This window comes from Pseudoalteromonas sp. 2CM39R, from assembly GCF_023161845.1.
In genome coordinates, this window is sequence record NZ_JALNTM010000002.1 from 499426 (window position 1) to 525650 (window position 26225).

Sequence of the window (26225 nt, forward strand, 5' to 3'; positions counted from 1 at the left end):
GCTGATATGATCAAGCAACTATACCAACTCTCCCCCGAGACTGTTGATTTTCCAGACCCAGAACTCGCCCTTGATGAGCCCGATGGCCTGTTGGCAATTGGCGGGGATTTATCAGTTGAGCGCATTAAAAATGCCTATAACACGGGGATTTTCCCTTGGTTTAGTGACTATGAGCCTATTATGTGGTGGTCACCTAGCATGCGTGGTGTTATTGAGCTTAGTGAATTTCATGTTAGTCGCAGCTTAAAAAAGCATTTAAAGCGTTTTCCTGTACGTGTCACTATTAATCACGCATTTGCCCACGTTATCAATGCCTGTCGTGAGCAACGTATCGATGCAGAAGGTACCTGGATCACTGAGCAAATGATGCATGCCTACATTGAAGCCCACCATCAGGGTTTGGCTCATAGCCTCGAAATATGGCACCAAGATGAACTCGTTGCTGGTCTCTATGGCATTATGCAAAACGGCATATTTTGTGGTGAATCAATGTTTCATCAAGTCAGTAATGGCTCAAAACTGGCTATGTGGGCATTAGTTAATTGGCTTAAGAAACATCAAGCCCATTTTATTGATTGCCAACTAGAAAACCCTTATTTAATCACTTTAGGTGCAAAAGTTATCCCACGCAGAGAATTTTTAACTAGACTTAAATTAGCGCACAGTTATGTGCCTAAAAAAGATATGTGGCAACCACAAGAGTTGATTAATATTTATGACTGAGCACTTACCCGCTAGGCTTGGTTTAAGCCAGCAATTTGATTGCAGTTATTTACCCGACCGTCAGGAGCAACTACTTGTTATACTTGATCCAAGTTGTTATTGCCCTGATAAATTTGAACAGTTATTAGCATTGGGTTTTAGACGCAGTGGCGACCAAATCTATCGTCCACATTGCCCTATTTGTAATGCCTGTAATTCAGTGCGTGTTTTGGCCCAACAATTTACCCCTTCAAAATCACAAAAGCGCAAAATAAATAAAGCAAATAAGGTTTTCACAGTCAGTTATAGTGAATACGAACGCGCAGAATATTACCCGTTATATTGCAAATACATCACGCAAAGGCATCAAGATGGTTCAATGTTTCCGCCTGATCAAAGTCAGTACGAAAGCTTTTTGTTTTGCCAGTGGCTACCCGTTACGTTCATAGAGTTAAGAGATGGCGATAAATTAGTTGCTGTTGCGGTAACCGACTGCATGACCAATGCCCTATCAGCGATTTATACCTTTTTTGACCCAGATTATGAGCAATACAGTATTGGTAGCATCATGATCATGGAGCAAATTAAATTTGCAAAACAACAAGCAAAACAATTTGTCTATTTAGGTTACCAAATCGACGAATGCACTAAAATGAAATATAAAACCCAATTTTTGCCTGCACAAAAGCACATTGGCGACGAGTGGTTGGCGATTTAATTTACAAAATTGAGCCCTGTAGCTTTACTTATTGCTGTATTTTCGGCAAAATCTGCAGCGTTTAACTATTAAAGAGGTGTTACGCTAAACATGGCGAAAGAAGACGTAATCGAAATGCAAGGTACGGTCCTTGATACTTTACCAAATACAATGTTCCGAGTTGAGCTAGAAAATGGTCACGTTGTTGTGGCTCATATCTCTGGTAAAATGCGCAAAAACTACATCCGCATCTTAACTGGCGACAAAGTAACCGTAGAAATGACTCCTTACGATTTATCGAAAGGTCGCATCGTATTCCGTGCTCGCTAAGTTAGTGCGTTAACGAGAGATTTAGCTTTTTGCTGCTTTGAATGAGCAGGTGTGTTTATTACAAAGAGCTAAAAGCGTTTGTTAAATGGTGTTAAAACTAACTTAGTTTTAATTCCATTTAATAAACAAAAAGCCCAGCAATTGCTGGGCTTTTTGTTTTCAGCTAAAAACAACTTAAGCAGTTTCTAGGCTATCTTCAAAGTCAAAATGGATTTTCTTGTCTTTAACCGATACCTTAACTGAACCACCATCGGCTAGTTCACCAAACAAGATTGCATTTGCCAGCGGCTTTTTAAGCTCATCTTGGATAACACGCGCCATCGGGCGTGCACCCATCGCTTTATCGTAGCCTTTATCTGCCAACCACTCTCTTGCTTTGGATGTAAGTTCAAGGTTAACCGACTTCTTATCAAGTTGCGCTTGTAACTCAACAATGAACTTATCAACCACTTGTAAGATAATTTCTTTCTCAAGGTGATTAAACCAAATGATATTATCTAAGCGGTTTCTAAACTCAGGTGAAAACACTTTATTGATTTCACTCATTGCATCATGAGAATGGTCTTGTTCGGTAAAGCCAATCGACTTACGTACAGTCTCTTGAACACCCGCATTCGTAGTCATCACCAATACAACATTTCTGAAATCTGCTTTACGACCGTTGTTATCAGTAAGCGTACCGTGATCCATTACTTGCAGTAGAATGTTGTAAATATCTGAATGTGCTTTTTCAATTTCGTCCAGTAGCACAACTGCATGCGGGTTTTTAATTACCGCTTCAGTTAATAAACCACCTTGCTCAAAACCTACATAGCCAGGAGGTGCACCAATTAGACGACTGACCGCATGACGTTCAACGTATTCAGACATATCAAAGCGAATAAACTCAACACCCATACATTTAGCAAGCTGCTTAGTAACTTCTGTTTTACCAACCCCTGTTGGGCCTGCAAATAAGAATGAACCCACTGGTTTATCTTCGTTAGCAAGGCCTGAGCGCGATAAACGAATTGCTGAAGTCAACGCATCGATTGATTGGTCTTGACCAAACACCAGCATCTTCAAGTTACGGTCAAGGTTTTTAAGCGTCTCTTTATCGCTAGATGAAACGCTTTGCTGAGGAATACGCGCCATCTTAGATATAATTAGCTCGATATCAGCCACGCCGATTGTTTTCTTACGCTTAGAAACGGGCTGTAAACGCTGATTAGCACCTGCTTCATCAATAACATCAATAGCCTTGTCTGGTAAGTGACGTTCATTAATATATTTAGCACTAAGTTCTGCAGCTGCTTTCAATGCTTTTTGTGTATAACGAATACCATGGTGCTCTTCGTAACGCTCTTTTAAACCGTTAAGAATTTTCGTGGTATCAGCCACACTTGGCTCAAGCACATCAATTTTTTGGAAACGACGCACTAACGCACGGTCTTTTTCAAAGATATTCTTGAACTCGTTATAAGTAGTTGAGCCCATGCAGCGCAGCTTACCACTCGAAAGTAGCGGTTTAATTAGGTTCGATGCATCCATTACACCACCCGATGCTGCACCGGCACCAATGATGGTATGAATTTCATCAATAAATAAAATTGAACCTGGTTTAGCTTGTAACTCTTTAAGTAGCGATTTAAAACGTTTTTCAAAATCACCACGGTATTTAGTACCCGCTAATAATGCGCCCATATCGAGTGAGTAAACCACTGCATCGGCAATCACTTCAGGTACTTCTTTGTTCACAATGCGATAAGCTAGGCCTTCAGCAATGGCTGTTTTACCCACACCAGCTTCACCAACCAAGAGCGGGTTATTTTTCTTACGACGACATAACACTTGTACAGTGCGTTCAACTTCGTTGTCGCGGCCCACTAATGGATCAATATTGCCATCAATCGCTTGCTGATTCAGGTTAGTCGTAAAGTTTTCAAGCTTAGTCGGCTCTTCGCCTTGCACTTCTTGTACTTCTTCATGAATGTCATCGTGGTCTTCACCGCCGATATCATCATCTGTTTTAGAAATGCCATGCGAAATGAAGTTAACAATATCTAAACGGTTAACATCTGATTTTTTAAGTAAATAAACAGCTTGGCTTTCTTGCTCAGAAAAAATTGCCACTAGCACATTAACGCCAGTTACTTCGTTTTTGCCAGATGATTGCACATGAAATACAGCGCGCTGCAATACGCGCTGAAAACCTAACGTCGGTTGCGTTTCTCTGTCTTCCTCAAGATCAGGAATAACCGGCGTTGTTTCGTCAATAAAATCTGATAATTCGACTTTTAATGCGCCCATATCAACGCCGCAGGCGTTTAGCGCTTCTCCAGCAGAAGGGTTATCGAGCAGTGCAAGTAAAAGATGCTCGACGGTCATAAATTCATGACGGCGTGTTCTCGCTTCGCGAAACGCCGCATTCAAGGTTAGTTCTAAGTCTTTGTTTAGCATTGGCAACCCCTTACTGAGATAATATTTATATACCGTTGTGACGGGCTAATTGGTTCACCCTACCTTGGTATTTATTCCTGCTCACAACTACATAGCAGTGGATGCTCGTTGTCTCGTGCGTAACGATTAACTTGTTCAGCTTTGGTATGAGCTACATCGGCGCTGTAAACACCGCAAATTGCTTTACCGTTATGATGAACTTGAAGCATCACATCTGTTGCTCTATCGCTATCCATATTAAAAAACGTCATTAGTACTTCTATCACAAAGTCCATAGGCGTGTAATCATCATTATTTAAAATGACTTTATATTTTCGCGGTGGTTGCAATTTTTGCTTTTCACTATCGCGAACTGTTTCAATAACACCAGAATCTTTCATGCCACTCATAATTAAATATAGTCTTGTCTTTAGAACTCAAGCAAACTTGAATAAAAAAATAAATAAATTGTTAAAAAATAGTCTAAAACACTTGACTGACTGGCTAAATAAACTACAGTCAAATATAGATTGATTAATCATTAGTCAGTCTAGCAAATTACACGGTTTAGAATAACTAAATTAGTCAACTTATAGAAGGATGTAGAAGTATGGCTTGTGGAAAAGTCAAATGGTTCAACAATGCCAAAGGTTTTGGCTTCATCGTAGAAGACGGCAGCGAGACTGATATATTCGCTCATTACTCAACGATTGTAATGGACGGTTATAAAACACTTAAAGCTGGTCAAGATGTAACATTCGAATTGCAACAAGGTCCAAAAGGGTTACACGCAACGAATATTGCGCCTAACGATGAAATCTCTTAGGTAATACCTATTCGAGTATCAAGCGAGCGACCTTGTTAAGATCCTCGCTTACTCTTCTCATTTAAATATATCTTTCACTTCCCTTGAAATTCCATTTCTTTACCCCAATTGTTTAATTGTTATTAGCCCTTTAGAGCCAAGCTTGTTACACTCTTGTTGCTTAAATTTAGCTTTTTCGTCATTTTGACGTAAGGCTTTTGGCTAATTTCATAATTTGCTTATTTGAGCTATAAGAATTTTACAGTCTGTCAGCTGTGGTTATTTTAATACTATGTATTGAGTTACAACAGCTAACAGACTGCTTGCTGTTGTTTTATCAAGGCACTTAAGCTTGGTGATTCAAGGCTATCTATTGCATTGTTGAATATGGCTAATTAAGGGTTACTGCTAGCAGTCATTACCAAACATTACGCCAACTATCTAGGAATGATGATGACATCAAAAATTATCTATACTAAAACAGATGAAGCGCCAGCTCTTGCGACGTATTCATTGTTACCAATCATCCAAGCGTATACAAACGCTGCGGGTGTTGAAGTTGAAACTCGCGATATTTCATTAGCGGGCCGTGTAATTGCAAACTTCCCTGAGTACTTAACTGAAGATCAACGTATTGATGATGCACTTGCAGAGTTAGGTGAAATGGCTAAAACACCTGAAGCCAACATTATCAAGTTACCTAATATCAGTGCTTCTATTCCTCAGCTACGTGCAGTAATCAAAGAGTTACAAGAAAAAGGTTACGCATTACCTGACTACCCTTCAGAGCCAAAAACTGATGAAGAAAAGAAAGTTAAAGCAACTTACGACAAAATAAAAGGTTCTGCTGTAAACCCGGTACTTCGTGAAGGTAACTCAGACCGTCGTGCTCCAGGTTCAGTAAAAGAGTACGCTCGCAACAATCCACACTCAATGGGTGCATGGAGCAAAGATTCTCAGTCTTACGTTGCTAGCATGGAAGAAGGTGACTTCTTCGGTTCTGAGCAATCAGTGACTGTTGCAGAAGCAACTGACGTACGTATCGAGCATGTTGCTGAAAATGGTGACATTACAGTTCTTAAAGCAAGCACACCATTACTAGCGGGTGAAGTAATTGACGCTTCTCGCATGAGTGCTGCTAAGCTTCAAGCTTTCCTTGCAAAAGAAATTCAAGCAGCAAAAGACAAAGGCGTGTTGTTCTCATTACACATGAAAGCAACTATGATGAAAGTGTCTGACCCAATCATCTTCGGTCACGCTGTAAAAGTGTTCTTCAAAGACGTATTCACAAAACACGCTGATCTTTTCAAAGAACTAGATGTTGACGTAAACAACGGCTTTGGTGATGTATTCTCAAAAATCGAAAGCCTAGATGCAGCTAAGAAAGCTGAAATCGAAGCTGATATCCAAGCGGTATACGACAACAACCCTGCTATTGCAATGGTTGATTCTGACCGTGGTATCACTAACCTTCACGTACCAAGTGATGTGATCATCGATGCATCAATGCCTGCTGCAATCCGTTCTAGCGGTCAAATGTGGAATAGCGAAGGTAAATTACAAGACACTAGCTTTGTAATTCCAGATCGTTGTTACTCAGGTGTTTACCAAGCAACTATCGATTTCTGTAAAGAAAATGGTGCATTCGATCCAACAACTATGGGTAGCGTACCTAACGTTGGTCTTATGGCTCAAAAAGCTGAAGAGTACGGTTCACACGACAAAACGTTTGAAGTAGCTGCTGCTGGTACAATCCGTGTAGTTGACACAGCTGGTACAACTTTACTTGAGCATGCTGTTGAGCAAGGTGATGTCTGGCGTATGTGTCAGGTGAAAGACGCACCAATTCAAGATTGGGTTAAACTTGCTGTTAATCGCGCTCGCGCAACTAACACGCCAGCAGTTTTCTGGTTAGACGAAAACCGTGCACACGATGCTGAGCTAATCAAAAAAGTAAACGCGTATTTACCACAACATGATACTGATGGTCTTGAGATCCACATCTTAGCACCAATTGAAGCGACTAAGTTCTCATTAGAGCGCATCAAAGAAGGTAAAGACACTATTTCAGTAACTGGTAACGTATTACGTGACTACCTAACTGACTTATTCCCAATTCTTGAGCTTGGTACAAGTGCTAAAATGCTTTCAATCGTACCACTTATGAATGGTGGTGGCTTATTCGAAACAGGTGCAGGTGGTTCAGCACCTAAGCACGTTCAACAGTTCGAAAAAGAAAACCACTTACGTTGGGATTCATTAGGTGAGTTCTTAGCGCTAGCGGCTTCTTTAGAGCATTTAGCAGTTAATACTGGTAATAAGAAAGCACAAGTTCTTGCTGATACGCTTGACAAAGCAACAGGTACTTTCCTAGCTGAAAACAAATCACCTTCACGTAAAGTGAAAGAGATTGATAACCGTGGTTCGCATTTCTTCCTTTCATTATTCTGGGCACAAGAACTTGCTGCACAAAATGATGATGCGGAATTAAAAGCACAGTTCACACAAATCGCTGCTGATCTTGAGTCTCAAAAAGACCAAATCGTTACTGAATTAAACGATGCACAAGGTCCAGCAATGAGTGTTGGCGGTTACTTCCAACCAAATGATGAGTTAGCATTCAAAGCAATGCGTCCAAGCTCAACATTTAATGACATCCTAGCTAAACTGGTTTAATTCATTTAACCTAATTAATTAGCTATAAGAGAGTTACCTCAGTGTGTGTTTACCACCAAAGAGGTAACTCTTTTTTATTTTAGCAACTTAAAATCAATTTTTAGCAGTCACTCGTAGCGCTCACTTCACTTCTAGACCACTTTAGTAAAACCGTTTTAACACATTGGTAGTCAATCGGCTTGGCAACAAAATCATTCATTCCTGCGGCAAAACATCGTTGCTTATCTGTTTCAAGCACATTGGCCGTTAAGGCAATAATAGGAGTCGCTTTATACTCTGGCATTTCTCTTATGCGTATTGTTGCTTGCGGGCCATCAAGTACAGGCATCTGCATATCCATAAATATAATATCAAAGCTGTTATGCAGATTATTTTCCCCACTATGTTGCTTACATAGCACAACAGCCTGCTCGCCATCCCCTGCTATTTTTATAGAGCTTATTCCAAACTCATTTAACATAGCTTCGATAACAACCTGATTAATATCATTGTCTTCGACTACAAGTACATGTAGTGATGAAAAGTCGACTTGTTCCTCTTCGCTTTCTTGCTGAATTTCGGTTTCAAACTCAGAGTGCTCAATAACCTGTGTTGTTTTTAACTCAAAATAAAAGCAAGAACCCTGCCCTAGATCACTTTCTACCTGCAAAGGAGCATTCATCAAATTTAGTAATTTACTTGAGATAGCAAGTCCGAGCCCTGTCCCACCAAAGCGCCGTGTAATTGAAGTATCCGCTTGAGAAAACGCTTCAAATAGCTTACCGAGATTTTCTTTTGCTATACCTATTCCTGTATCAATCACACTAAATTTGATGCTCAGATCATCGCCGCCTAGCTCATTAATTCTTACGTTGAGCGTCACACTGCCTTTCTCGGTGAATTTAATTGCGTTCCCTATAAGGTTTATCAACACTTGTTTTAGACGGGCTTCATCAGCTAAGAAAACACAATGTTGATACTCTTCAGCAACAGAAATATTCAACTTAATATGCTTACTTTGGGCTTGCTCTTTAAATAAATGCTGTAACTCATCTAGTAGCGAATTTAAATGTATAGGCACAGACTCCAGCTCAATTTTAGACGCTTCGATCTTACTTATATCTAAAATGTCGTTGATGATTACCAATAAACCTGCCCCTGAAGATTGTATAATATTAAGCATCTTCATTTGTTCATGAGACAAACTTGTACGACTCAACTGCCGCGCCATTCCTAAAATGCCATTCATAGGGGTTCTAATTTCATGGCTCATATTTGCCAAAAATTCTGATTTCACCTTGGTGGTGTGTTCTGCCGTTTTCTTGGCTTGGGTAAGGTCTTGGCTTAAAACCCGAAATCTATCTGCCGCAGTTGCAAGCACACCAATTTCATCGTTACGCTTTAAATCATAAATAGGAGCTGATAAATCACCAGCTAAGAAGTATTGAAAACTTGTGGTTAAACGTGTAATTGCACGCGATATATGAAGATGGAAATAGATTGCAAGCGCGATAATGTAGATAACTACACCAACAGCAAGAAAACGCAGAGTTTGATCTGTTTTTATTACTGTTTCTTGCGCTTCACTTTTAATCTTTTGCAATTTTGCTAGGGATTGCTCTCTTAGTTTATCTGCAAGGGTACTGAACTCTATAGCATCGCCAGCCATAACAACATTAACCAAGCTTAAATAGTTTCGGTTAGCCTGCACGCCTCTCGAAAAAGCCTGTTTATATGTTTTAGCATGTTCACGGCTATTACTTAGATCAGTGTTGGTTTGTGACTGATTTGATAAAATAGTCAGCGCCTTATTAACCGCTGCTCTTTTAGAATAATCTTTTTTGGCAAGAAACAAAGAGGCATCACGATGTAATTCATGCCATACATTGAGATGTTCAGTGATAGCCAATTTCTCTTCATTGGTAGTCGCAGTTAACTTGAGGTTGGTTAATTCATAAATGGCTGCTAAATAGATTTGCGGTAACTCAACGTCAGTGAGCTCTGTTTTTATTTCATAACGCTTGGCAAGCACATTTAGATTTTCACCGTACCGTGAAATCAGCTGCGTCATTGAATTTAAATAGACTTGGCTTTCAAGTTCATCACTTTTCAAATCAACACTTTCTAAACGTGCTTTTATACTTTCAAAGTTCTCTATTATTTTACTAAATACGGTTTTACTGCCTGAGAATCCATAAACTGAAATATCACGCTGCATTTCAACAATATCTTTATTTATACGAAGTATACCCACGGCATAATTACTAATGCGGCTTATATCGTTAAAAGATGTTTCAATTCTTTGTAATCGCTTGTTCAAGACAAAGTAACTCGCCCCCATTACAAGTAAAACGAGTGTCAATGCCAATAACACCTTGGCTGCTAAAGACCTAGAAAAAATGGTTAGCAATGTAGCTCCTTATGAGTTCAACAACTCATACCATTTATCTAAACTATAATCATAATTCGGCATTACCGTATTCCAGACCGCTATATTCGAAAAACGCTTGATATAGCTTCCTCCATCACGAGCTTGACCCGCTTGAACAGATATTTTGCCGTCTGTTCCGCGTAAATCTATGGATGCTTCTTGCCCTTCATACCAATATTGCCATTCTGCTTTTGACATAAGAGGCTGACTCCGCTCAGGATTAGAAATGTAATAACCTTGTCTTGCGATAAATGCGCCTGGATAGCCAGAAAGCCACCAATTCATGTATTCATAGGCAGCATCTTTAACATGTCCCTGTGTATTAGCTGATAAGCACATAACCCCGTGCCAAGCACGATAACCTTCTTTGGGTGAAGCATAAACAACCGGGATACCTTGCCCTTTGCAGGCACTAACACCGGGCGAAAACATACTTTGAATAGTGACGCGTTTCATTTTCATAAAGTCGACCGACTGCGGTACCGAAGTCCAAAAGCCAGCAAAATGACCTTGCCTTTTCTTTTGCAGTAAAATTGCAAATAGCTGGTCAATTTCGCTAATACTCATATTGCCCATATCTTTAAACTTCATCAGCCCCTGCGCTTCGGCAGCTAAGGCTGCATCAAAAATACCGATTGTTGGCGCATTAACAAGCGCAACCTTACCTTTATTCTTTTCATCGAGTAACCAAGACCAAGACTCAGTTTGGTAAGGAATCCCCTTCTCTATGAACCGAGTGTTGTAACCAAACGAGTCGACATTATGCACGTAGGGCAAAAAACTAATTGCATCGCTTGGTGTAGTCGCAAGCGTTCCATCTGCTTGCACGTAAAGAAGTTTGTTGGGTGAGTCACCAGCGCCTAACTTCGCTTCAGGCACAATTTTACCTGTTTTAGAGAGTGGATTGATTTCATCCCAATATGTTAACCGCTCTGTTTCGATAGGTTGAATAGCACCTGCTTGCCAGAGAATATTAATTGAATCTGACCATTGCTCATATAAGTCAAAGCTACTTGGGTCTGATGCTGCCTTTTGCAAAACCGCAGCACTGCCCATTGGGGTAAATTCAATATTAATACCCAGCTCAAGCATGGCTTTTTGCCTGAGTTCTTCTTGTAGAGTTACGTGGGTCCCCATAACCCTAATTGTGGGCGTGTTTTTAGCAAACACATAAGGAGCCTTGAAGGCAAGTGTTGAAGCCACAGCACCAACACCTAATGTTTTTAAAAAGTCTCGGCGGTTATCTGAGTAGCCCATTTAGTATTTCCAACATATTAAACCCGTAAAAGTATAGGTTAAATTTGAAAATTTCCTAAAATAACTACTCATTTACCTTTCTATAATTTTTCTACCCCGAGCTGCCAAAAACCACTGCCACTTACATTAAAAAATGCTCTTTTGCAGTCGCAATTGCCTGTTCAATGGCCGTGTTTTTAACAGGTTTTGAAACAAATAAATCCATTCCAGCTTGTTTACAAGCAGTTTTATCATCTGCAGAGGTATTGGCTGTCAGAGCAATAATAAAAGTTTTATCTGGAGGACAAATTTGCTCATCTCTTAAAATACGGGTTGCTTCAATACCATCCATTTCAGGCATTACACAATCCATAAAAATCAGGTTATAGCTATTTTGTTTGCACTTATTTATCGCATCAATACCATCGTAGGCATAATCAGCTGATAAACCTAATTTTTCTAGGTGTGCTTTTAATACAAAGCGGTTTATTTGATTATCATCAACAACCAGTATCGATAAAGGTAAGGCTGAAAAGTCGATATCAGAAGCATGGAGCGTATCATGTGATTGTGGCTGACCTAGCTTCAGAGGTAGTTGAATATCAAAACAACTGCCTTTTTGGAATTCGCTACTGACCTTTATTGTGCCTCCCATATAATCAATGAGCTCCTTCACTATTGCAAGGCCAAGACCCGTGCCACCTTTTTTACGGTCCTTATTTAGCTCTTGGGTAAATGGTGAAAACAGTGACTTCATAAAGGTTTCTGTCATGCCTATGCCCGTATCAGAAACTTTTAAATTCAAGATGACATCGTCATTTTGAACCCTAGCAGATACGTATAACTTAATAGTGCCTTGCTCGGTAAACTTTAAAGCATTACTCAGTAAGTTAGACGCAATTTGAGTGAGTCGGGTGTTATCACAGTAAGTCCAACACTCTTCACTAATATCAATATCGACGTCAAAATTAAGATTCTTTTCTTGATATAAAGGTAAGTACAAAGACGCTAAATCAACAAAAATTGTTTTTAATAAAAAGTGACTAGGCTCTAATTTCAGTTCACCATGATTTATTTTTGAAAAATCGAGCACTTCATTGATTATATTTAATAAGATATCTGCACTGCGAAGGGCAACTTTGAGTTTTTCTTCTCGCTTTTGCTCTGACTTTTCATAAAGTAAAGTCGTTAGCATGCCTGTAATGCCATTTAATGGCGTGCGTAGTTCATGGCTAATCTTAGCCAGCAAGATACTTCGGTCTTCAAGTGTACGCTCAGCATCCGCTTTTTGCTTTTTAAGCTCTTCGCGAAGTAACACCTCTTTCGTAACATTTTGAAAAGTACCTATTAAACGGACGCATTGCCCATTTTCAAATTCTGCTTCGCCATACGTTGAAACCCATACAGGATTCCCTTTCGCTGTGATGAGCTAAATTTCAATATTCCAATCTTTACCATGCTCAATTGCTTCTTGGACTACTTGTTGTATTGCATCACGACTTTCACCTTCTTTATAAAATTCAATAGCCGTTTCAAGGTTTGGAGAATAGTCAACTGGCACTTCATGGATGGCTTTAGTTTGCTTGCTCCAGTACAGCTTATTTTCTAGCAAGTCGAGCTCCCAAGAACCTATACGAGCAACTTCTTCAACTTGCGCCAGCATATAGTTCTTTTTTATTAACCGTTCTGAAGAAGCATTGCGTGCTATTTCGTTTCCTAACCACTGAGCAAATAACTCTACATAATCGTGAGACTCTTCACTAAAAGGTTTTGATACTTTAGGCGCTGAGAAGTTAACTGTGCCGAACACCTTTTTGCCAACAAAAATAGGCGCGCCAATGTAAGATTCGAGTTGAAAATTTACATAACAAGGGTGCTGTGCAATCCGACTATTTGAGGCATGATGAAATGAAAGCGCTTTATTAGCTTCTAAGGTGTGCGCACAATAGGTACCTTCCATATCGAATTGCGTACCAACCGGGATTGCATTATCTGGCGCTACCACATGAAGGACTGTATAGAGCTTGTCATCAACTTGACTCACAATCGCAAATTCGAGATCAAATACCTCTAAACCAAATTCTAGTAACTTGATTACTTTGTCGGAAAAATCAATTTCTTGATTAGATACTATATCGTGGAATTGGCGCAGAAAGTTCACAGTCACTCCTTGTCACTTAAAACTGCATCTAGTTCAAGTTAGCATATCAATAAATTACTGAGCGTACACTTAAAACAGGCAAAAGAACCAAATTTCATTAAAAACATCATGAGATAGCATTAAAACAGCCGTTTTTTGTTGATAAATTGGCAAAGTTCGATGATTGGTCAATACTTTTCAACTAAGAGCTAATAATTTTAGGCTACTACTATTTTAATGTCGCTGAGAGCTAAATTTATCCTTCTACTTTCCTCTATTTTTTTAGTGGTGGTAGCCAATACCTTCATTATCTATGTATTAGATAAGCAAGGTCAGGCTAAGCTTGAGGCGGTGATCCATACTCATGATGTTCTCGATGAATCTGAAAAGCTCTACAATCAAATAACGAACGCAGAAACTGGGCAACGTGGTTATTTATTAACTCAAGACCTCAACTATTTAGAACCCTACTACACAGCACTTGAACAAGTTAAACAACATTTTTTGACTATCAATAAGCTAACGCTAAATAACCCCGAACAACAAGACACTCTTACTGAAATTGATGAGCTGGTCGACAAAAAATTAGCAGAGTTAGCGTTAACTGTCACACTTGTAATGCAAGGCACGCCATATGCCCTCAAAGAAGCTAAAGCGATTGTGTTAACGAATGAGGGTAAACAGTATATGGACAAGATCCGCGAGCATATTTTACTGTTTCAAAATACTGAGCTTGCCAAGTTAGAACAGCAAAATGCTGACTACCAAAAAAACAGACTATTTATAACTCGCTTCGTAACTTTGCAAATACCATTAATGCTCATCTTGTTAGTTTTTTGCGCTTTTTATATCAATGCAAAGCTTTTTAAACCTCTTAAGTTATTAATTCAAAACACTGATCAAATAGAAAAAGGCGAAAAAGCAAAAACGTTGACGATTAGTAGCCATGATGAAATTGGCTATGTGTTAAAACGCTTTGCACGCATGAGTGACATCGTTTATGAGCGAACGAGTAAGTTAAATTTTCAAGCTAGTCATGATCATCTAACAGGCGTTTTAAATCGCACAGACTTAAAGCCTGCATTGAAGCTAGCCATTACTACTTGCTCTGAAGACAAAAAACTTGCTGTTATATTTATAGATATAAATAAATTTAAACAACTCAATGATGAGTATGGCCATTTAATTGGTGACCAAGTTCTTATTGAAACCGCAAAACGGATTACGTCATCAGTTAGAGCCGATGATGATGTGTATCGTTATGGGGGAGATGAATTCGTCATAATTACACATAATATCGCTAAATACAGACACATTAATGCCATGATCACGCATCTATTGGCACGTTTTGATAACCCATTTGTACTTGAACAGCTCACATTAAATATTTCATTAAGTATTGGGGTAGCCCTTGCTCCAGATCACAGCCTAGATCACCAAGAATTGCTGAGATTAGCTGATCAAGCAATGTATCACGCTAAACATGAGTTAAAAAATAGCTATCATATTTACAACAACCACAATCAAGAAGACTAATCTAAATTACTGCTTTATACGTATATATTTGCAAAAACCACCATCACTATGTATAAAAAATACACACAGATATTAATTAAGGCAGCACTATGCATATTTTATTAACAGGTGGAACAGGCCTCATTGGTAGACATTTGTGCCCTTTTTTATTGAATCACCACAAGGTTACTGTTTTAACACGCAACCCTATTCAAGCCGCGGTCATACTGACTCATCAAGTACACACTGTTAAATCACTCGATGAAGTTAACTTTGAAGAGGTTGACGCTGTCATTAATCTAGCTGGAGAGCCAATCGTCAACAAGCGCTGGAGCGAGTCGCAAAAACGCACTTTGCTGAATAGCCGGATCAATCTTACTTTACAGATATCTAAAGCAATTAGTCGCTGTGAATCGCCGCCTCATACCTTTATTTCTGGCAGTGCGATTGGCTTTTATGGCCGTCAAGAAAACCAGCCAATTGATGAAAGCTTTAATGATATTTATCCTGAATTTAGCCATGTTCTTTGCCGTGATTGGGAGCATGCAGCGACGAAAGCACAATCTGACCAAACTCGAGTGTGCTTACTTCGTACAGGTATCGTACTAGCTAAGCAAGGTGGTGCTTTAGGTAAAATGCTGCCTGCTTTTAAATTTGGCTTGGGTGGACCAGTAGGTCATGGTCAACAAGGAATGTCGTGGATCCATATTGACGACATGATCCAACTCATCCTTTTTGTGCTTTCACATCAAGAGATACACGGGCCTGTCAATGCCACTGCGCCAAACCCTGTTGATAATAATGAATTTAGTCAAACACTCGCGAGTGTGATTTCGCGACCTGCCATGCTACGTATGCCTAGCTGGGTTTTAAAATTGATGATGGGAGAAATGTCTGATCTTCTGCTTCATGGTCAATTTGTGCTTCCGAATAAACTACTTAGTCACAATTACCGCTTCCACTATCCAACATTGAAGCCGGCATTAGAAAGCCTGAAATTATAGTTACAATGTACGGGTTGCTAATACCCAACTAATACATAATAATTAAATAGATTTTAGTCGAGTAATTCTTCAGGGAAAGTCATGATGCATTTACCCACCATAATCAGCATCTCAATTTTATTGAATGTGATTATTGGGTCGTTCTTATTGTCTTTGTATTTTCTAAGACAACAATTAAGTTATTTATATTGGGGTAGCTCGTGTCTCATATTTGTAGGCGCACAAATAGCAGCTTCTTTGCGTATTTTTATCGACCTTCCTCTAATTACACATTATCTAGCTGATTTACTGATAATTTCAGCTCCCTTAGCAGCCATACTAGGTATTCATGCTTACAGTCAATCAGACAAAAAATGTCAAAATAAATGTGCATATGTGTTAGTTGCAGCTGCAGTAATATTACTCCTTGCTTATGATTCACCATTTAGCCAGTTAATAACAACAGCCATAATTGCAGCATGTTTTAGCTATGCAGCTTTCGCGCTAAGGAAGTTGCATGTTAAACGCATTATGCATTTAGTATTACTCAAGTTGTGTTTCGTCATTCACGCTTTGATTATGGTAACCCAGTTTTCACTACTACTTAGTGATTACCTAGGTTTGTTGCAAACAGACTTGAAACAAATATTAGCTGTTATTCTCATAAGCCATATTGTTATTACCACACTAACCGCCATGATCTGGCCATTAATGATGTTCTTAGAGCATGAGCAGGTACTGAGTGACCTTGCTAATCGTGATTCGCTAACAGGTCTATTGAATCGTCGAGCGTTTATTAGCGTTAGTAACAATTATTTAGAACAAGCAAACAACAACCTAACAAAACTTTGCGCTTTGATGATAGATATCGATTTTTTCAAGAGAGTTAATGATCAGCATGGCCACGAAACGGGTGATGAAGCACTTAAGTGGGTTGCTAAAAAGATTAAAAGCCAGCTACGTGAGCACGATTTAGTGGCTAGGATTGGCGGTGAAGAGTTTGCAGTAATATTACCTAATACTAGCCAAGCTCAGGGAGAAATCTTATCTGAGCGAATTCGTTTAGCCATTCATAATGATAGCTTTGTGCACAATGACCATGAAATAAACCTGTCTATCAGTATCGGCATCATCACCCATAAATCGGGCACCAATAATGTTAACGAGTTACTGGCAGAAGCCGACAAAGGCTTATACAAAGCAAAATTAAATGGCCGTAATCAGGTTGTGACCATGGCATTTTAACGCAACAACTTGTTAGTTTAATTTAAGCTCTCATTTAGCTGGCTTAGCTCATTGGTCACCCATTGTTTATCTAAGCATTGTTCTAAGTTCAGTTGGGCAAATTTTAAAAAGTTGCGCGCCGCATGTGATAAATGGCGATCGGTGCGCACCACAAAATACCAATGGCTGGCCAAATTCACATCTTCAACATTTAGCATGCAAAAACTCGTATCGTGAGGTGGCAATACATGGCGCGAAACCACCCCCAGCCCCATTCCTGAGCCAACAGCAACACGAATAGCCTCGTTACTCGCCATTTGTACTGTGTTGCTTAGGACAAAACCTCGGCTTTGTAGCTCGCTTTCAAACAGCATTCGCGTAGCTGAACCTGGCTCGCGAAGTAAAAAACGTTCACTCACTAAGTCATGTAAAGTTACATGACTTTTACTCGCAAGCTTATGGTTATTTGCCGCAATAAATACCAAAGGATTTTGTAAAAACCGCCCCGCTTTTGCGTGTTCTAACGAAGGGGGGTGACTAAATACATAAATATCGTCTTCGCCTCTTTCAAATCGGGCAAGCACCTCAGCACGATTACCAATCTCTAGTGGCAATTCAACGTGCGGATGTAAATTACTATACGGGCCGAGTAACTTAGGCAAAATATATTGTGCGGTGTTAACCATGGCTATTTTACAGCGCCCGCGCTCTCCACCTCTAAGCTCAGCTAAGTAATCTTGATAATCATCAAAATGACCAAACACCTGCTGACATGTTTGAAACAACGCAAAACCCGCTTCTGTAACATGTATTCGCTGCTGATTAACCATCACTAATGGCTCATTAACTGTTTCTTGTAAGCGTTTAATTTGTTGCGAAACCGTTGGTTGCGTTAAGTGTAACTGCCTTGCTGTTTCACTGATAGAGCGCGTTTTTACCACACACATAAACACTTCTAGTAAGCGAAAAGAAATATGTCTTAAGTCCATAAAACCCAACCTATAGATGATTATCTATAAGATACTATCACTTATTTAATTATTTACTATGTGAATTTTTATCTAGAATAGCGGCGCTTTTAATCAAGAGGAGAACAAAGTGCCTGATATTGTTGTAATGTTTTTTGTTTTAGGACTCACAGCCGGATTACTTCGCTCTGACCTAAAAATTCCGCAAGCAACCTATGAAACCCTTAGCCTATTGTTGATGCTCACCATTGGCTTAAAAGGCGGCATGGTGCTACATGGCAATTTACATTGGCAACTCTTACCCGAAATGGGCGCTGTGTTACTGCTTGGCGGCTTAATACCTTTAATGCTTTACCCTGTTTTAAACAAACTTCTAAACCTCTCTGTTGCTAATAGCGCAAGTATTGCCGCCCACTATGGTTCTGTAAGTGCAGGTACATTCGCCGTTGCTTTAGCATATGCCGAATCGAACTCACTTAATGTAGGTGCTGAAGTCACGCTTTACTTAGTAATGCTTGAGTTACCTGCAATCATCGTTGGTTTATTACTATTCCGCCGTCTTGGAAATGGGTCTGGGCAAAACCTATCACTCAAAGCGCTATGGCATGAAACACTGACTAACAAAAGCGTGATTCTGCTTGTAGGTGGTGTAATTATTGGCATGATGTACGGCACACAACAAGGCAGCCAAGTAACTAGCCTTTTAACAAACAGCTTTAAAGTTGTATTAGCGTTATTCTTGCTAGAAATGGGTTTAATGGCCGCACAAACACTGCGCCCTATTCCATGGCATCATTGGCGTTTAGCATTATTTGCACTTATAACACCTAACCTATTGGGTGCTATCGGCGTCTGTGTTGGTACTGCCCTTCAACTCGAACTGGGCTCGGTAGTAATATTAGCAAGCCTAGTTGCTAGTGCCTCTTATATTGCTGCTCCAGCGGCTATTAAAGCAGCGATTCCTGATGCTGATATAGGCTTAGCCATGTTATGTTCTTTAGGCATTACCTTTCCTTTCAATGTATTACTAGGAATTGGCTTGTATCATCAAATAGCATTGTATATGAATTAAAAGATTCGCTAACTATCACTTTATGCATGAGATTTTTTACAAAGTCGTTTAATATAAATAAAAAAGCAGTGCAAGGACATGCTATGTTCAATCAAACGCTTAGCACTGAGCAACAGCATGTAAGTGATATTTTTATGCGCTTATGTACGCTTTGCCAGGTGCAAAATAATTTAGAATTAGAGCAACATTTATCATTACAACGTGGCTTTTGTGAGCAAAGTATTGAGCTTGCAACTGTTCCTTATGAGTTAATTGATAAAGTGGCTAAAGCTTCTGAGGTTAGCTTTGATTCACTACTTAATGGTAATAACCAAACCACAGCTACACTCGATGGGCCGGTATTAGAAGCAGTGAGTAACGGTATTATCAAGAGTATAAAAAAGCTATCAATGGCGGGGTTAATTAAGGGTGAAAATCAAACGCAAGAAGCACTTAGTCAACTTGCAGATATTCAGCTAAAACAAATAGCAAAAGAGCTCAAAATACAAAGCCAGGTTAAATAACCTGGCTTTTTTACTAATTCTTACCTTTGTACATTTTCTCGTAAATGTCAGATATGTTGTTTTGCTTATCGTAGTATCGCTGCAGCTCCCCAAGCGATAACTCCTTTATTTTATCGCTATCAAGCCCAGTCGGTTCTGCTAATTTAAAATGTGCAGCGTGTGGTGAATTGCCCATTAATGTTGCAATTTCGCCCTTTAATTGTTCAGCTTTATTAAATAGTTTAATTGCTTTGCTGATATCTGTTTCATGCTCGGCTTGTAACGTGCACCAAACAACCTCAACAGACTTAGATCTGATTTGATCTTCAAAGATATTTTTGCGCGCAATCAACCATGTACTTGCAATCAGCAAGATGGCTAAAACGGCAATGGCTATGTAAATTAGTTCAAGCATTACGATCCCTCGGTAAACTAAATGTTACTATACACCCAAACTTGGTCCGTAATACATCAGGAAAAAGCATTATAAATGATAGTATGAGACTGAAAATCATCTAATAATTGATGTTAAGTTTTTGTTCCAAACGGCCAGCTTGGACTAAGTAATAGTTTTAATTTGGTTTTCAAAAGACCCGGAAACAACATTACAACAGCGAGCACAATACTAATGTAGAGTACAATAAAGCTATACATGTAGTGTATGTAGGCGTGTTCTTCTTGAATGTTTAAGACAACAAATTTAACCCAAACAATTAAATGCGCGATTGTCACTACGATCGTAAGCTTAAATACACTTAAAAACAGCTCTCCATACTTATAGCTGAATCGCTGATGCAATTTGTATAGGATATATAAACTTAAGAGGTTTATCCCAGCCACACTCAGATAAACATTTTGAGCAATTCCACTTTCACCGGTTTCTTGCACGTAGATCAGTACTTTTTCCATCAGTAGAGATGTAAGTTGATATTTAAAAACAACCACGGCTATTGATAAGAAGTCACTGAAGAGCTCTCTATTTCGTAGTGCTCTATAAAATGATAGGACTAAAGCAACTGCATAACTTATTGCAATGATAACTTGCACTGAAAACACTTCATGAACAGCTGTTGCTACAAGCAACTCATTGTATAATTCGACTAAATATTGCATGAATCATCCTACTAAAGATGTTCATAATCATAATCTTATAGCATAAAAAAAACCAGCTCTTAGCTGGTTTTCTTTACTTTATATTAATTTTCTTTTTTCTTCGGGTTAAGAATGATTATCCCACCAGTTCCCTGTAATTCTTGATTTTTCTTTTTTGGGTTTAGAATAATAATTCCACCAGTACCTTGAAGTTTTGTAGTATCAAAGCTAGGAGCTGGTGCTGCGTCGAATGCTAAAGTAGATAGTAATAAAGCTGATAAAGTCATTTTTTTGTTCCTTCATTGTTAAAGATAGTTTTCGTTAGCAAATACCGAGCCACTAAAATACAAATTTGGGTAAAAACTAACGACTAAACCCTATATAAGCATAAAATTAAACCGTTAGGCCATTTTTTATACTAAGCGTGTATGCAAAACGTACGCTGAACAGCATCAAACCGTTTAGCTCTATAAACTAGCTAGGCTCTATGCCATAATTCTGTTAATTCAAAAAATAAGTCAAAGCGGTCCTACGCTTAGCAAGGTTTAATGCATGGCATATCCAGAACAACAGCAACCAACAATTTATTGGCACGACTATACAAAAAACCTTATAAACATTTGAAAATAAACAATCTAATTTTTTAAAATATATTTTTTATACACACATACATACACACCTTCTATTTTGTCTCTTTGTATTTAGCTAAAAAATCACTCAAATTCTTCGTTAGAAAATTTCAGTTTTAAAATCTATTAAGTATATGATTTTCATGTATTTTAATTTCTTATGCTTTTATAGGATCCATTTTCAAACCTGACGTAAAACAGCTAACTTGTTGTTATTTAGTCGTTTAACGTCATATAAATGACGTTTTAAACAACTCAAAACTGCAAAACACTGAAATTAAATTCGATCTTTTCAGATCTTTGATCCGCTAAGAACTATATATACTGCGCTGGCTGGCGGTATGAACTGTAGTACTCAAAAACTGAAAAAAAACTGCACCAAAAAGCCCGCAGGAGGGTAAGGAAGAGTCCGGATTTCGTGAGAAAGTTTTTGCGTGGTGCTGAATTACGTGACCAGAATGCTTGTGGCCAACATAGATGATGATAACTTTACTGCAGTGTATGGCGGGCACTAAAAAGCCCAGCGGGTAACTGGGCTTGGTTATTGGGCTGTGGTGCTATTTGGTTATTGGGTCTAGCCTTCCCTTTTGTTCTTCTGCTTCGGATGCTTGACCACTAAATTCACCAGCTTGTTCTGGTGCTTCTGTCTTGCCAGTGCCAGTGGCAACCCCCTTATGTGTATGTGTTGCGCATGTATTTGCTAATGCTCGAACTGTTGCCATTAATTCTGACAATAATTTAAGTACATTCTCACTTTCACTGCCTATCCATGTTTTAGGGCTTTTATGTATTTGCTCTTCTGTGGCAATTACTTGCCGAGCCTTGCACTCAAGCTGCGCTAATTCACCAATAATGTCTTTTAATGACTTATCAGTTTTATTCTCAAAGTTTCCTTGCTCGTCAACATGATGATACACACCCTCACGAACCTGTGTTCTCACTTCACCTTCTTTGATTGCTGGTAGGTCCCAACCAAATGGTAGTACTGTTCTAATGAATGGCTTATCTGCTCGGCCATAAGCAAAGCCTATCTCGACTATGCTACCTGGTGCAGGTGGCTCTAACCGGCCTGCTTTATCTCCTGCGCCTGGTAAAGGTAGCGGCACGGCCTGTAAAACTTTTGATTTGGTTTCAGTTCCGTTCTCATCTAATAATTGAACATCAACCGCATAACGTGGGTAAAACGGGTCACTCCCTCTTTCCCCTTCTTCAGTCGGTAGTTCCGGCAATGCAACGACCTTTCCCCAGCGTGGTAAATGTAACTGATTGGTTAGTTCTGGAAATAGCCGACGCACGATACGATGAATTACTTTTTCCATGGTTACCAACTTAATGTCATGTTTGTTTCTTTGAACTCAACTTTACTCAGGCGCTCGTTATTCGCCATTACATGCGGGCGAACCATGGGTGCAGCTGGCATCATGGCCGACTTACCCGCTTGATGCTCTGTCATTAAAGATGTGGCAATTGTGACGGGCTTATCTGACCAAAACGAATCGGCATAACTGCCAACAAATACTTTGCCATTACCCTGCTGATACCAAATAAAGTCACTAATTTTATAAATTCGGCCAATGTTATCGAGCATAGACAACCCTGATCCATCGCTATAAAAGCATGGTGCAGCTGATTCCGAATATGGTTTATCGGGTATCACAAACTCGATTCCTGTTTGATTGCTTATCTCGTTTAAAACTTGGCGCATTGTGACATGGCGTAACATCACACTTAAATTAAACATGAGCGCTGATGACCATTCGCGACAAAATAGCGTGAACCAGCCATTTACGCTGGGTAAAACACGCTCAACATAGCCATTAAAGACACGATCGACCATGTCACCCCAACCAAGATCGACTTTTACAGTATCGAGCTTTGTTGCACGTTGCCTTACATTTATCTGGCACGTACCAGGTGCTGAGTCATTTAGCACTATCCAGTGGTCTTTTAATTCCACCTTCTGATCGTTTACATACGCGCGTGAAATAAACCTGGCATTTGGACCCGCCATTATACAGTCCTCAAAGTAGCGAAGTTTTCTTGCAGGTGCTGCTGTAAATTAGCGTATCGAATATTGCTAGTACCGCCCTGCTCTACCGCAGTAGGCTCAGTGGTTCGCTCTTCTACTTTTTGTGGTACTGAACGATATTCAGCAAGGGTAAACGTGACCATCCACTGGCGCGTTGTTTCTTGCTCAACTGCTTCAATCTTGCTACTAAAGCGTACTTGCTTAATACCAATTGCTTCAGCAGTAATATTATTTATTCTGTAAATTACACGGGCGCCAGCTTCTTTCGCTTCTGCCATGTTGTATAAATCAGTGAGTGTTTGTGCGTTTTTAAAAGGGATTAGTCCTGACACTGTCAGCATTTTCGCTTTCATGCCCGTCTCAGCGCTGTCCGTGTTTGAGGTTTGCCCGCTTGCATCTTCGCTGGCAAGCTCTTGGCTTGCCGTGATGCGAAGTGATTTAAGATCGATTGATAGCGAGTTAAGAGTTAGCATTTATCTATCTCCAAGTACCTTCGACACACATTCTCATTTCAATGCACTTAATTGCCATATTTTGCCCGTCACCGCTTAATTCTACACCTTCATTTTTCACCTTAAATTCATTTGTATTGGGTACCAGGCGATGCCAGCTTGAAACCGCAACTCTATAACCTCCAGCATCAACTTGGGTTCTACCAACAACTGATATTTCAACATTATTTATATTTAAAAATGGATGTGGCAAATCAGGAAGTTGTAATTGCCCACTCCACTGCTCTGGCGCTAAATCTAAATTGATTACATTTGTTGTCCAAATTTTTAATTGTCCATTTGATTTTTTCTCAAATTTGCCAAGTTCATTTTCACCAATTTCAAATGTTCCTACTCCATCATTGAAAATGATGCAGCCTCGTTCAAAAAATGCGTTTAAGTATTTAGCATTAGAGGACTGAATTATTATCTCTTCACCTGTCACACCATCTATTGCTGTTCCTGCATTCACCCAAATTTGACCACCATTTAGGTTTATTGTTGCCTGTGGTGCGCTTGGCCTCGACAATTTAGCCGCGTAAGCGCAAATTACTCCACCTGCTGCTGCATAAATAGCTGAAGATGATCCGCAATTCAGTGCATTCCCATTTGAGAATGAAACATTTGCTCCCTGTGATTCTGCAAATATGCCACCTTTTGCAGCGCCGCTTACATCAGCATCATCTGCATTAACAAGTGATCTTCTTGCTATTAAACCAAAACCACCCGAGTTCTTTGCTGAACCACCTCTAAACTCTAAAATACACCCACGTGATGCATAAATTGATGAATTAGTTTGCTCAAGTGTTTTACAACAATTATCAAATATTGCACTTCTGGCGTTACAACTAGAAGCTTGTTGCATTCTTAAACCTATACCAGATGAACCACTAAAGTTTGCGCCATAAATGTTTGCTCGCCCATGAACTTGAATTCCTCTAAAGCCCGCATTAATAATCCCTTTACCTTGGCTAACAACACACTCGGCTTCAGCCATTTGAATACCAGTACCGTGATTATTTTCCATATCAATGATGCAGTCTAATGTTGGTAATTTAGTTCTATATCCGAAGATTAATGGTGCCCTAGGCGTCTCACCAAGAATCCCTGAAGGTACATTACTAGTATCTGCACCAACAAAATCATTATCTAGATACACAATTTCATCATCCGATACTATTCTGACATCAGAAAAATCTCTGCCATGTTGACTGATCCCTTTAGTCAGCCTATGACCACTTTCTATTTTGATAACAATCTCAGTTTTACCTGATGTTGAAACACCGCTCAAACTATTGAGGGCTTCATTCAAGTCGCTAAAATCTGTTGGTATCTTAATATTAATCGTTTTTTCATAAACCATTGCTGCGCGTTGTAGATCATCTAATGAATCACCAATTCTATAGCCGATTGAATTTGCGTTATGTTTGCCATCATTAATATGGCTATCTATTTCGTTTTTAATTGCTTCTGTACTTGTAGGTTTTTTTCTTAAATCTTGAACATTGTTATATTGATTAATTTCAGCAATTTTTGTTATGTAGTGTTTTTTATCTTGCTCATCGGTGAATTCATCAGGGTTATTTGAAATATTTATATTAAATCTAGGTTGCCACACACTACTTGCATCACCATCAAACCACGCTTCTAGATAAACTCCCTTAGGGTAGTCTTCGACTGCAATAATATGATCTTCCAGTAATTCTACTCTTAGCCCGTTCACATAACCTGTGCCAGCAAGTACTTTGAATGAATTTAAAGTTGTTCTTTCCACAACTTTAAAACCATCACCAATGAACCAATTCTTACCATTAATATCTGAAGCTAAATTCTGAATTAGCTTATCTACTCCGCTTAACCTAGAAGTAAAATCTAACTGCCAAGTTTCCGGTGCAACATCAATACCTGTAAGATCCGCAATACCCGAGTACTCAATACCAAAGTTACGGTTTAAGGTATTACCAGCAACACCGTCAGCCGTCACGGTTTTTGGTGTAGTCGGAATATGATTGATAGCAACTAAAGTGTTGTTCACTGATGAATACAAACCTACCCAGTTAAATTCAAACGGGCCTGTCACACTATCAAGAACCGTCGAATACACCACTACATTGTCATTTATACGGCCAACTTGCTGAACGATTTGTTGGTGAACAACATGTTCACTTGGTAGTTCCTCTTCACGATTAATCGGTGCTGTTGGGTCTTGCCCTGGCACATTCGCAAAAATAAACGTATCTATATCTAACTGCTCATTAGCTTGTGCTTTAGCAGCAAAAAGTTTTTCACCTGCGATTGTAATAATTGAAGCCATGTTAATTCCTCT

Annotated in this window: 22 protein-coding genes and 1 pseudogene; 10 read left to right on the plus strand and 13 right to left on the minus strand. The window is 39.3% G+C overall.

Annotation, left to right across the window (positions count from 1 at the left end; translation table 11 throughout):
- The first annotated feature begins 6 nt into the window (after positions 1 to 6).
- The 3 genes from aat to infA all read left to right on the plus strand — a co-directional run bounded on the left by aat (position 7) and on the right by infA (position 1729).
- Entirely contained in the window at positions 7 to 723 is a 717-nt protein-coding gene (aat, locus tag MTF66_RS06320) for a leucyl/phenylalanyl-tRNA--protein transferase (protein ID WP_248526784.1), read from the plus strand.
- Entirely contained in the window at positions 716 to 1420 is a 705-nt protein-coding gene (locus MTF66_RS06325; RefSeq protein ID WP_058585186.1) for an arginyltransferase, read from the plus strand. The genes aat and MTF66_RS06325 overlap by 8 nt, the downstream gene beginning before the upstream one ends.
- Before the next feature lie 90 nt (positions 1421 to 1510).
- Positions 1511 to 1729: a translation initiation factor IF-1 gene (infA, locus tag MTF66_RS06330; RefSeq protein WP_002962494.1), complete on the plus strand. Its 219-nt coding sequence runs from the start codon at positions 1511 to 1513 to the stop codon at positions 1727 to 1729.
- A gap of 174 nt (positions 1730 to 1903) precedes the next feature.
- Here the strand turns inward: infA and clpA are convergent, their stop codons facing one another.
- Complete coding sequence (gene clpA / locus MTF66_RS06335) at positions 1904 to 4168, minus strand: ATP-dependent Clp protease ATP-binding subunit ClpA (protein ID WP_248526785.1); 2265 nt, start codon at positions 4166 to 4168, stop codon at positions 1904 to 1906.
- Between the two features lie 71 nt (positions 4169 to 4239).
- The gene (gene clpS / locus MTF66_RS06340; protein WP_161804337.1) at positions 4240 to 4548 is read right to left on the minus strand and encodes an ATP-dependent Clp protease adapter ClpS; all 309 of its coding nucleotides are present in this window, start codon (positions 4546 to 4548) and stop codon (positions 4240 to 4242) included.
- Positions 4549 to 4757: 209 nt separating this feature from the next.
- Between clpS and cspD the strand changes: the two genes are divergently transcribed.
- Positions 4758 to 4973, plus strand: a complete 216-nt coding sequence (gene cspD, locus MTF66_RS06345) for a cold shock domain-containing protein CspD (protein ID WP_036968098.1) — start codon at positions 4758 to 4760, stop codon at positions 4971 to 4973.
- A 432-nt stretch (positions 4974 to 5405) separates the two neighbouring features.
- Complete coding sequence (locus MTF66_RS06350; protein WP_248526786.1) at positions 5406 to 7628, plus strand: NADP-dependent isocitrate dehydrogenase; 2223 nt, start codon at positions 5406 to 5408, stop codon at positions 7626 to 7628.
- Between the two features lie 100 nt (positions 7629 to 7728).
- On the opposite strand, the gene MTF66_RS06355 is transcribed toward MTF66_RS06350, so the two are convergent.
- The 3 genes and pseudogenes from MTF66_RS06355 to MTF66_RS06365 form a co-directional block, all read right to left on the minus strand.
- Positions 7729 to 10017 carry an ATP-binding protein gene (locus tag MTF66_RS06355; protein ID WP_248526787.1) on the minus strand — a complete coding sequence of 763 codons (2289 nt, stop codon included), beginning with the start codon at positions 10015 to 10017 and terminating at the stop codon, positions 7729 to 7731.
- 9 nt (positions 10018 to 10026) lie between these two features.
- On the minus strand, positions 10027 to 11295 hold the full coding sequence (locus tag MTF66_RS06360) for a PotD/PotF family extracellular solute-binding protein (RefSeq protein WP_248526788.1): 1269 nt from the start codon (positions 11293 to 11295) through the stop codon (positions 10027 to 10029).
- Between the two features lie 121 nt (positions 11296 to 11416).
- Positions 11417 to 13435, minus strand: a pseudogene (locus MTF66_RS06365) (ATP-binding protein).
- Positions 13436 to 13651: 216 nt separating this feature from the next.
- On the opposite strand from MTF66_RS06365, the gene MTF66_RS06370 reads away from it, so the two are divergent.
- The 3 genes from MTF66_RS06370 (at position 13652) to MTF66_RS06380 (ending at position 17157) form a co-directional block, all read left to right on the plus strand.
- On the plus strand, positions 13652 to 14950 hold the full coding sequence (locus MTF66_RS06370) for a diguanylate cyclase domain-containing protein (RefSeq protein WP_248526789.1): 1299 nt from the start codon (positions 13652 to 13654) through the stop codon (positions 14948 to 14950).
- Positions 14951 to 15039: 89 nt separating this feature from the next.
- Positions 15040 to 15933, plus strand: coding sequence for a TIGR01777 family oxidoreductase (locus MTF66_RS06375; protein ID WP_062564533.1), 894 nt, complete (start codon positions 15040 to 15042; stop codon positions 15931 to 15933).
- A gap of 81 nt (positions 15934 to 16014) precedes the next feature.
- Positions 16015 to 17157, plus strand: coding sequence for a GGDEF domain-containing protein (locus MTF66_RS06380; RefSeq protein ID WP_248526790.1), 1143 nt, complete (start codon positions 16015 to 16017; stop codon positions 17155 to 17157).
- Between the two features lie 17 nt (positions 17158 to 17174).
- On the opposite strand, the gene MTF66_RS06385 is transcribed toward MTF66_RS06380, so the two are convergent.
- Positions 17175 to 18125 (minus strand): LysR family transcriptional regulator, encoded by a 951-nt coding sequence (locus MTF66_RS06385; protein ID WP_054561674.1) that lies wholly within the window; start codon positions 18123 to 18125, stop codon positions 17175 to 17177.
- A gap of 109 nt (positions 18126 to 18234) precedes the next feature.
- Here MTF66_RS06385 and MTF66_RS06390 point away from each other — a divergent pair, with 109 nt between their 5' ends.
- Both MTF66_RS06390 and MTF66_RS06395 read left to right on the plus strand, forming a co-directional pair.
- Complete coding sequence (locus MTF66_RS06390) at positions 18235 to 19176, plus strand: sodium-dependent bicarbonate transport family permease (protein ID WP_054561675.1); 942 nt, start codon at positions 18235 to 18237, stop codon at positions 19174 to 19176.
- A gap of 83 nt (positions 19177 to 19259) precedes the next feature.
- Positions 19260 to 19679, plus strand: coding sequence for a hypothetical protein (locus MTF66_RS06395; protein WP_175082211.1), 420 nt, complete (start codon positions 19260 to 19262; stop codon positions 19677 to 19679).
- 13 nt (positions 19680 to 19692) lie between these two features.
- Here MTF66_RS06395 and MTF66_RS06400 read toward each other — a convergent pair whose 3' ends face one another.
- The 7 genes from MTF66_RS06400 to MTF66_RS06430 form a co-directional block, all read right to left on the minus strand.
- Positions 19693 to 20073 (minus strand): hypothetical protein, encoded by a 381-nt coding sequence (locus MTF66_RS06400; protein ID WP_119851957.1) that lies wholly within the window; start codon positions 20071 to 20073, stop codon positions 19693 to 19695.
- A gap of 113 nt (positions 20074 to 20186) precedes the next feature.
- Complete coding sequence (locus MTF66_RS06405) at positions 20187 to 20771, minus strand: hypothetical protein (protein ID WP_248526791.1); 585 nt, start codon at positions 20769 to 20771, stop codon at positions 20187 to 20189.
- Between the two features lie 83 nt (positions 20772 to 20854).
- Positions 20855 to 21037: a hypothetical protein gene (locus MTF66_RS06410; protein WP_062564539.1), complete on the minus strand. Its 183-nt coding sequence runs from the start codon at positions 21035 to 21037 to the stop codon at positions 20855 to 20857.
- 899 nt (positions 21038 to 21936) lie between these two features.
- Entirely contained in the window at positions 21937 to 22698 is a 762-nt protein-coding gene (locus tag MTF66_RS06415) for a hypothetical protein (RefSeq protein WP_248526792.1), read from the minus strand.
- A gap of 2 nt (positions 22699 to 22700) precedes the next feature.
- The gene (locus tag MTF66_RS06420) at positions 22701 to 23390 is read right to left on the minus strand and encodes a hypothetical protein (protein ID WP_248526793.1); all 690 of its coding nucleotides are present in this window, start codon (positions 23388 to 23390) and stop codon (positions 22701 to 22703) included.
- Positions 23390 to 23881: an adenine glycosylase gene (locus tag MTF66_RS06425; protein WP_248526794.1), complete on the minus strand. Its 492-nt coding sequence runs from the start codon at positions 23879 to 23881 to the stop codon at positions 23390 to 23392. The genes MTF66_RS06420 and MTF66_RS06425 overlap by 1 nt, the downstream gene beginning before the upstream one ends.
- A gap of 4 nt (positions 23882 to 23885) precedes the next feature.
- Positions 23886 to 26213, minus strand: coding sequence for a phage tail protein (locus MTF66_RS06430; protein WP_248526795.1), 2328 nt, complete (start codon positions 26211 to 26213; stop codon positions 23886 to 23888).
- Positions 26214 to 26225 lie beyond the last annotated feature (12 nt).